Source organism: Pedobacter sp. 01T416_2 (assembly GCF_056398925.1).
In genome coordinates this window covers 1-9,560 of sequence record NZ_JBFTQI010000142.1, presented here as the reverse complement: position 1 = coordinate 9,560, position 9,560 = coordinate 1, and the positions used below count along the sequence as shown (strand labels likewise).

Genomic DNA, 9,560 nt, shown 5'->3' with positions numbered 1-9,560 from the left:
TATCAATACCGATACTGTGGCTGTGCCGGTTGTTTCAGAAAACCCATTAACCATGGGCCAGAATTTTATCTATAAACTCAGGCTCGATTCTATCGCTAAAACGGTACCTCTTCCTTACAACGAGTATGTTCAGCAGTATATCGATATTTATGCCAAGCGTAAAGATATGTTTGGGAAAATGATCGGCTTATCTAGCTATTACTTCCCGATTTTTGACAAAGCCTTAAAAGATTATAATATTCCGCAGGAAATAAAATATTTAACCATAGTCGAATCACAGATGAATCCGCATGCCATTTCGAGAGTGGGGGCAACGGGTATCTGGCAGTTTATGTTTGGCACTGGCAAGGCCTATGGCCTAAAGATGGATAACTTTGTTGATGAACGCAAAGATCCGATCCAGGCCAGTTATGCCGCGGCAGCCTATTTTAGAGACGCTTTTGAAGAGCTTGGCGATTGGCTTTTGGCCATTGCCGCTTATAACTGCGGAAAGGGGAATGTCAACCGGGCTATTGATAAAGCGGGATCGAGGGATTTTTGGGTAATCAGACAGTTTTTACCTAAAGAAACCAGAAATTATGTGCCGGCATTTATTGCTGCGGTTTATGTAATGAATTATTCTGGCAAACATCAGATTACCGCGCAAGCCTCGAGCATGTTCTTGAAAACCGATACGGTTCAAACTACCCGTTTCGTGTCGCTATCTACGCTTGCAAAAGTGTTAAATATTGATGAAGCGGCAATTATGGCCTTAAATCCATCCTACAAGAAAAAGATTGTAAATGGTACAGATGATGAGCCGAAGCGTATTGTAATGCCCAAGTTGAGGGGTGTTGATTACGCAGGTATTTATGATGTGCTAAACAATCAGGAAGTGGATGTGAACATGAAAGTAGTAGCCGCCAGTACCGATGATTCAAGAGATTTAAGAAAGAAAAAAACTAAGAGTATAACTACATCCTCCGTGGTTTATCATAAAGTTACCTCAGGACAGAGCTTAACAGCTGTTGCCGATAAATATGGTGTAGAGGCACAGGATTTAAGGGTTTGGAACGGTTTAAAAAGCAAAACGCTGGTGCCAGGACAAAGACTAAAGATTTATGCCAAAAACCGGATGCCGTTAAAAGCACCATCATCGTTTTTAAGTTACAAGGTTAAAACCGGTGATACCCTGTCTGAAATTGCAGAGAAATTTGACGGTGCAACCGTTCAGAGCATCAGAAGAGACAACCGTTTATCAAAAGCTGGTTTGCAAGTAGGGATGATCCTGAAAATCAGCCGAGGATAACAGGGCAAGCCTGACAATGGCATTCATTTCTTGATCAAATATTTAAAATTCTATCAGCAATGCTTGGTTTAATTCAATTAGTGTAACAGTAGCTTAGTGTAACGTCTTATTTAACTTTTTTGAAGGGCTTTTTATTTTATGCCTCATAAAAAGAATTGTACCTTTGCCCCCGTCACTAATAAGTTACGTAATGAGTAAGACCACTAGAAAGCAAGATGCGCTTGATTACCACTCGCAAGGCCGTCCAGGAAAGATACAAGTAGTACCCACAAAACCTACAACATCGCAAAGAGATTTAACTTTAGCGTATTCTCCTGGCGTTGCAGAGCCGTGTTTAAAGATTGCAGAAAATAAAGAAGATGTTTATAAATATACCGCAAAGGGTAACCTGGTTGCTGTAATCAGTAACGGTACAGCCGTTTTAGGTTTAGGCGATATTGGCCCGGAAGCCGGTAAACCAGTAATGGAAGGAAAAGGTTTACTTTTCAAGATATTTGCTGATATTGATGTATTTGATTTAGAGTTGGATACCAAAAATGTTGATGATTTTGTGAAAATTGTTAAGGCTTTAGAGCCAACATTTGGTGGTGTTAACTTAGAAGATATCAAAGCACCAGAATGTTTCGAGATTGAGCGTCGCTTAAAGGAAGAAATGAACATTCCGGTAATGCATGATGATCAACATGGTACAGCGATTATTTCGGCTGCGGCATTGTTGAACGCTTGCGAAATTTTCAAGAAAAAAATGGATAAGATCAAAATTGTAGTTAATGGTGCTGGTGCCGCTGCAATTTCTTGTACGAAACTTTATGTTTCTTTGGGCGCTAAAAAAGATAACATCGTTATGTGCGACCGTTCTGGCGTGATCCGTAAAGACCGTGAAGTGCTTGATGATATTAAAGCTGAATTTGCTACGGATAGAAAAATCAACACTTTGGCAGAAGCCATGAAAGATTCTGATGTATTTATCGGCCTTTCATCAGCAGATTGTGTTACAGCGGAAATGCTGACTTCGATGGCCAAAAACCCTATCGTTTTTGCGATGGCCAATCCTAATCCGGAGATTGCCTACGAACTGGCGATTAAAACCCGTAAAGACATTATTATGGCTACCGGCCGTTCTGATTATCCGAACCAGGTAAATAACGTTTTAGGTTTCCCTTATATTTTCCGTGGTGCGCTTGATGTTCGTGCAACAGGAATTAACGAGCCGATGAAAATAGCTGCCGTTAAAGCCATTGCAGAATTAGCTAAAAAATCTGTTCCAGAATCGGTAAACTTAGCTTATAATGCCCGTAACCTTAAATTTGGTAAAGAATATATTATCCCAAAACCTGTTGATTTCAGGTTAATTACAGAGGTTTCTATCGCGGTAGCTAAAGCAGCAATTGAAAGTGGAGTAGCCCGTAAAATTATTACCGATTGGGATGCCTATAGCGAAGAACTGAGAAAACGCCTGGGTTTGGATGATGCCATTATGCGTGCCATCACCACCAAAGCTAAAACAGATCCAAAAAGAGTTGTATTTGCTGAAGCTGATAATTACAAGATTTTAAAGGCCGCACAGATTGTTAATGATGAGAATATCGCTATTCCGATCCTTTTAGGAAATAAAGATAAAATACAGGCAATTATTGATGAGCACGGTTTAGAGTTAGAAGGTGTTGAGATCATCGATCAGATGCAAAATCCTGATAAAACCAAACAATATGCCGAGGCGCTTTATCAAAAACGTCAGCGTAAAGGGGTTTCATTAACTGATGCCACTAAATTATTGAGAGACCGTAACTACTATGGCGCATCGATGGTTGAGTTTGGCGAAGCGGATGCGATGATTTCGGGTCTGACCAAAAATTATGGATCTACCATTAAACCTGCTTTACATGTAATCGGTGTTGATCCGAGTGTAAAACGTGTTGCTGGTATGTACATGATGATGACCAAGAAAGGGCCTGTTTTCTTCGGCGATACCACCGTAAACGTAGATCCAACGGCAGAAGAGCTGGTAGATATTACTTTATTGCTTGATAAATCTGTTAAGCAGTTTAACATCAAGCCCCGTATTGCTTTATTATCGTATTCGAACTTTGGTTCAAATGATGGGGTAACACCAAATAAAGTAAGAGAAACGGTTAACCTCCTGCATAAAAATCACCCAGAGGTAATTGTAGATGGAGAGATGCAAGGAAACTTTGCCATCAACAACGAACTGCTGAAAGATAATTTTCCATTTAGCACTTTGGCCGATGCTCCGGCGAACACTTTAGTGTTCCCAAATCTGGAGTCTGGAAACATTGCATACAAATTGTTACAAGAGTTAGGCGGTGCCGAAGCGGTGGGTCCGATCTTGTTAGGACTGAATAAACCTGTTCATATTGTTCAATTAGGTAGTTCTGTACGCGAAATCGTCAATATGGTTACCATTGCTGTTGTAGATGTGCAAGCAAAAGAAGAAATTGCAACATCGAAACGAAAAGGTATATTTGGAAAAACAACTAAAAAGTAGAATTACATGTACGCCTATATTGATGGTAAATTGACATTCAAGAACCCAGCATATGTTGTGGTTGAAGCCGGAGGTATAGGCTATCATATAAACATTTCTTTAAATACATACAGCGCTTTAGCTGATGCAGAAAGGTGTAAACTATACACCTGGCTGCATGTAAAAGAAGATGCACATACATTATACGGCTTCGCCGATGAAGGCGAACGCCGTTTATTTTTACACTTGATATCGGTATCGGGAATTGGACCAAATACTGGTAGAATGATTTTATCATCTATCACACCGGTTGAAATCCAGACCGCAATTGTTAAAGCAGATTTGCCTCTAATTCAAAGAATTAAGGGCTTAGGAGCTAAAACCGCACAACGCCTGGTTTTAGAGTTACAGGATAAACTAAAAAAAGAAGGGGCAGATTCATTAATTTTTATGCCTCAACACAATACTGTTAAAGATGAAGCGTTATCAGCATTAGTAATGCTCGGATTCGCCAAACAAACCGCCGAAAAAACTATAGACCAGATTTTAAAAGTGACAGAGGGAACACTTTCGGTAGAGCAACTAATTAAACAAGCTTTAAAAACTTTATAGATCTACTGCCTTTGAAGAGAATATCTACATTTCTGTTTCTCATCCCTCTTTTCTTAATTGCTTCTCAAAACGCTTTCTCTCAAGTTGTTCCAAGCAAAGCGGATACTATTACCCCAAAAAATAATTTTAGTTTACGCGAGAAAGAACATTTAGGACTTAGTCCGGCCGTTAATCCATTTTATCCGGCACCTAGCAATTTAAAACGCGTTGTAGAATACGATGCCAAGAATAAACGTTATGTGGTAAAGGAATTAATTGGCGAAAAATTTGTTTTAAACACACAATACTTAACCATTGATGAATACCAGCGATTGGTTAACAGTGAGATAAAACGTGGTAACTGGCGTAGCATTTCAAATGCAGAAGTAAGTGATTACAGAAGCACAGGCATTATTCCGCAGATCCAGGTAAACAGCAAAGCTTTCGAAAAATTATTTGGTGGAACAACCATTGATATTCAACCCCGTGGAGAGGCAGAACTCACCTTTTTAGGTCGGGTAAATAAGAATGAAAACCCGCTTTTTAACGAAAGACAAAGGGTACAGACCAATTTCGATTTTAACCAAAGGATACAAATGGATCTGGTTGGTAATATCGGAACCAAACTAAAAATCAAAAGTAATTACAATACCGAGGCCCAATTTGATTTCGAAAATCAGATTAAGCTTGATTATACTGGCGGACCTGATGATATTATCCAAAAAATTGAAGCAGGTAATGTAAGCTTGCCTTTAAATACCTCTTTAATTACTGGAACCCAGGCACTCTTCGGTATTAAAACACAATTAAAATTCGGGCGTTTAAACGTAACAAGTGTTTACACTCAGCAAAAATCTCAATCACGGGAAATTAAAATTACCAATGGGGCGCAACAAAATACCACCACGGTAAATATTGATAGTTACGAGGCCAATAAACACTATTTTTTATCACAATATTTTAGGAATAACTACAATAAAAACCTGGCCAACGCACCTATCATAACCTCTCCGATCCAGATTACCAAAATTGAGGTATGGATTACCAATAAGGCAGGTAATACCACCGACTCCAGAGATGTATTGGGCTTGATGGATTTGGGTGAAAATGTTCCTTTTAACAATAATTTAATTACCGGAGGGACTTCCGGTCTGCCGGCAGGAACTACCGCTACGGGTTTCCCGCAACAGTCAAACAACCTGATCTCGCAGTTAAATGCTTATCAGGGGGGGGCTATAAGACAGACAAATTCCAATGCCATCCTTTCTTTCTTCCAGACAACACCTGCCAATAGCAGCAATACAGATAACTTTGCTAAACTGGTTTATGCCAGAAAATTAACCGAGCGTGAGTTTACCTYTCAGCCGCAGCTGGGTTATTTATCGTTGAACAACCCATTAAATGCCGATGAGGTTTTAGCTGTTGCCTACCGTTATACGTATAACGGTGTAGAATATCAGGTAGGTGAGTTTTCTACCGATGTTTCTTTTGATGCGGCAAATCCAAAAGTACTTTATGCTAAATTGTTAAAGAACGAAACCACCAAGATCCAATTGCCAACATGGGATCTGATGATGAAAAATATTTATTCTATCGGAGGGTACCAGATCAGCAGCCAGAATTTTAAACTTGATATTTACCGTATCGATAATGAAACTGGTGTGGATAATCCGGTAATGACTGAAGGACAAAATACTGCGAATAAGCAGTGGATTGCCTTAACCGAGTTTGATCGTTTGAACCAGCAAAATGAGCGCAGGCCCGATGGAGTTTTCGATTTTGTGGCCACAAATAATGCTTTTGGTTCTTATTCTACCGCAAGCAATGCCAATCAGGCGAGTATGTTCGGCGTGGGGAGCAATGGACAAACTTCGATGGTTACCAATACCAATTCGGGTTATATCACCATCGATCCGGCAAATGGAAGAATTATTTTTCCTGTGATTGAGCCATTTGGTAAAGATTTAGCGGCGAAGTTTTTACCTAGTGAGCAGGCATTGATCAATAAATATACTTTTACTGCGCTTTACGATTCAACCCAAACCATCGCTAAGCAGCTGTTTCAAAACCAGAATAGGTACACCATTAAGGTAAATTACCAATCTGATATTTCTTCTGAGTTTAGTTTAAATGCCATTAACGTTCCGGAAGGATCGGTAAAGGTTTTTGCAGGAACAATGCCATTAACCGAGGGGATAGATTTTACTGTCGATTATCAGGGTGGCCGGGTGAGCATCATCAATCAGGCACTTTTGGTGTCTGGTCAGCCGATTCGAATTACTACCGAAAACAGTGAAACCTTTGGCCTGCAGCAACGATCACTTTTTGGAACCCGCTTAGATTACCGTGTAAACAATAAGCTAAATCTGGGCGGTACAATTATGAACCTGACCGAAAAACCTTTAACTCAAAAGGTAAACATCGGCGAAGAGCCTATTTCAAATACCATTTGGGGAGCAGATATTAACTACAGCTCACCATCAAGATTTTTAACAAAACTGGTTGATAAACTTCCGTTCATTTCAACCAAAGCACCTTCGAGTGTAACGTTTTATGGAGAGTTTGCGCAACTGATCCCTGGGCACCCAAGGGCATTGAATTTTGCCGGCAGTAAAAATGGAGTAAGTTACTTAGATGATTTCGAAGCATCCAGATCGGTAATCGATTTAAAGAGTGCCATTGCCTGGCAGCTGTCGGGTACGCCACAGCTTTTCTCAGAGTTTGATAAATCCAACGATTTATCTTATGGTTACAATCGGGCAAGAATTGCATTTTATAACATCGATCCTACTTTTTATAATTCGGCGGCATCTACCACTCCGTCCAATATCAGAGGCAACCGGGGAGAACTTTCCAATCACTATGTGAGAGAAGTGATTGAGCAGGAGGTTTTTCCGTTTAAAGAAACGGCAACGGGGCAGGCCTTAAACATTACCACTTTTGATGTGGCTTATTATCCAACTGTTAGGGGGCCATATAACTTCCGCCCTACAGRTTTTAGACCGGATGGAACATTATTGCAACCTAAAAATAATTGGGGAGGGTTCCAACGAAAAATCGAAACCAACGATTTTGAAGCCTTAAATGTGGGCTTTATTGAGTTTTGGGTAATGGATCCATTCATCTATAAGCCAAATTCTACCGGTGGCGACATGTATTTTAACCTGGGAAATATCTCAGAAGATATTCTTAAGGATGGCAGAAAATCCTTAGAAAATGGTCTGCCAGCCACAAACGACCCAAGCAAATACGAAGAAACCGCTTGGGGCCGTGTACCCAAATTGCAACCCGTTGTACAGGCTTTCGATAACAATGCCAGTTCGCGTAGAGCACAGGATGTAGGTTTGGATGGATTATCAGATGCTGATGAAAAAGTAAAATTTGCAGCGGCAATTACGCAGATTAAATCGCAGTTAAATGCCACCGCTTCTGCCGCACTTGATGCCGATCCATCATCAGATAATTATACTTATTTCAGAGGTCCGGCATTAGATCAGATCAACGCGGGTATTCTTAAACGCTACGAAAAATATAATGGAACGGAAGGAAACTCTAAAACTTCGCAACAGTCGCAAGAAGAATTAGGGCTTGAAAACTCTGCATCTACTTCTTTACCCGACGGGGAAGACATCAACCGCGATAATAACATGACGCAAAGTGATGAATATTTTCAGTATAAAGTTTCGATCCGCCCGGGAGATTTAAATGTTGGCCAGAACTTTATTACCGATAAGGTTACCTCGCAGGTAAAATTGGCTAATGGAAATACCCAAGCCGTTTCATGGTATCAATTTAGAATCCCAATCGGTCAGTACCAGGAAAAAGTAGGTGGGATCCAGGATTTTAAATCAATCCGTTTCTTCAGGATGTTTATGACCAATTTCGCTGATACTGCTGTGATGCGTTTTGCAAAGTTGCAGTTAATCCGTGGGGAGTGGAGAGAATATAATGCTTCCAACCAAGCTGCACAGGTAATCGTCGACCCATCGTTGCCTGCACTTACCCCTGATAATTCTACTATTGAGGTTTCGACAGTAAATATTGAAGAAAATGGAAAACGTTCACCGATTCCATATGTTACCCCTCCAGGTATTCTTCGCGAGCGCGACTACAGCAACTATCGTGGCGATACACGTTTAAATGAGCAATCGCTATCGGTTATTGTAAAATCGTTAAGAGATGGCTATGGTAGAGCTGCATTTAAAACAGCCTATAGCGATTTCAGATCTTACAAACATTTGGAAATGTTTATTCATGCTGAGGCTGTTAATAATCAAATATTAAATGATAMTGATGTTGCCGCATTCTTAAGAATCGGAACCGATAACCAGGATAACTATTATGAATATGTAATCCCGTTAAAGGTAACCAATCCAGGTACAAGCGATCCTGATGCCATTTGGCCAGAAGCCAATAGAATGGATATTGATTTAACACTTTTCCAAAATGCCAAGCTCGCCCGTAACGTAGCTAAGCAAGCCAACGGACAACCGTGGCCTACAAATGTTCCATTTACCTATACCGACGGAAATAGAACTATTATAGTTAAAGGGCAACCTGACATGAGCAAGGTTAGGGTGTATATGGTAGGGATTAAAAATCCGCTCCGTGCTGCCAGTGATGAACGGAACGATGATGGCCTTGATAAAAATGCACTGGTTTGGTTTAACGAATTGAGGTTAACTGAATTTGACGAAAAAGGTGGTTGGGCAGCTACCGGAAGATTGAACTTAAAACTGGCCGATTTTGCAGATGTAAATATTTCCGGAAGTAAATCTACCATCGGTTTCGGATCTATCGATTCGAAAGTGAGCGAGCGGAACCGTGCGGATAATGTATTGCTGGATGTTTCTTCTGCCATGGAATTAGGTAAGTTTCTGCCGCAAAAATCGGGTGTGAAAATCCCGATGTTTGTGAGTTACTCTAAACAGGTTTCTACCCCGCAATACAATCCTAGAACGCCAGATATCGAGCTCAAAAATGCGCTGGAGCAGTCGACAAAAGAACAGAAAGATTCGATTTTAAACTTTGCGCAGGATTATACCGTTAGAAGAGGCATAAACTTCACCAACGTTAGAAAAGAACGGACCAATAACAGTAAACCTGTCCGCCTTTGGGATATTGAGAATTTCGCGGCAAGTTATGCTTATACCCAATATAATCATCGCGATTTTATTAATCAGAGCAGTATTCAGA

General features: G+C 40.4%; 4 protein-coding genes. All 4 read left to right on the top strand.

Annotation, left to right across the window (positions count from 1 at the left end; genetic code table 11):
- On the top strand, positions 1-1,288 hold a 1,288-nt coding region (locus AC1DPQ_RS08410; RefSeq protein WP_477608782.1), incomplete at its 5' end, for a lytic transglycosylase domain-containing protein.
- Positions 1,289-1,478: 190 nt separating this feature from the next.
- Positions 1,479-3,794, top strand: a complete 2,316-nt coding sequence (locus AC1DPQ_RS08405; protein ID WP_477580581.1) for an NADP-dependent malic enzyme — start codon at positions 1,479-1,481, stop codon at positions 3,792-3,794.
- Between the two features lie 6 nt (positions 3,795-3,800).
- Positions 3,801-4,385: a Holliday junction branch migration protein RuvA gene (gene ruvA / locus AC1DPQ_RS08400; protein WP_426326494.1), complete on the top strand. Its 585-nt coding sequence runs from the start codon at positions 3,801-3,803 to the stop codon at positions 4,383-4,385.
- Between the two features lie 11 nt (positions 4,386-4,396).
- Positions 4,397-9,560: T9SS outer membrane translocon Sov/SprA (gene sov / locus AC1DPQ_RS08395; RefSeq protein WP_477608780.1), on the top strand; the 5,164-nt coding region annotated here is incomplete at its 3' end.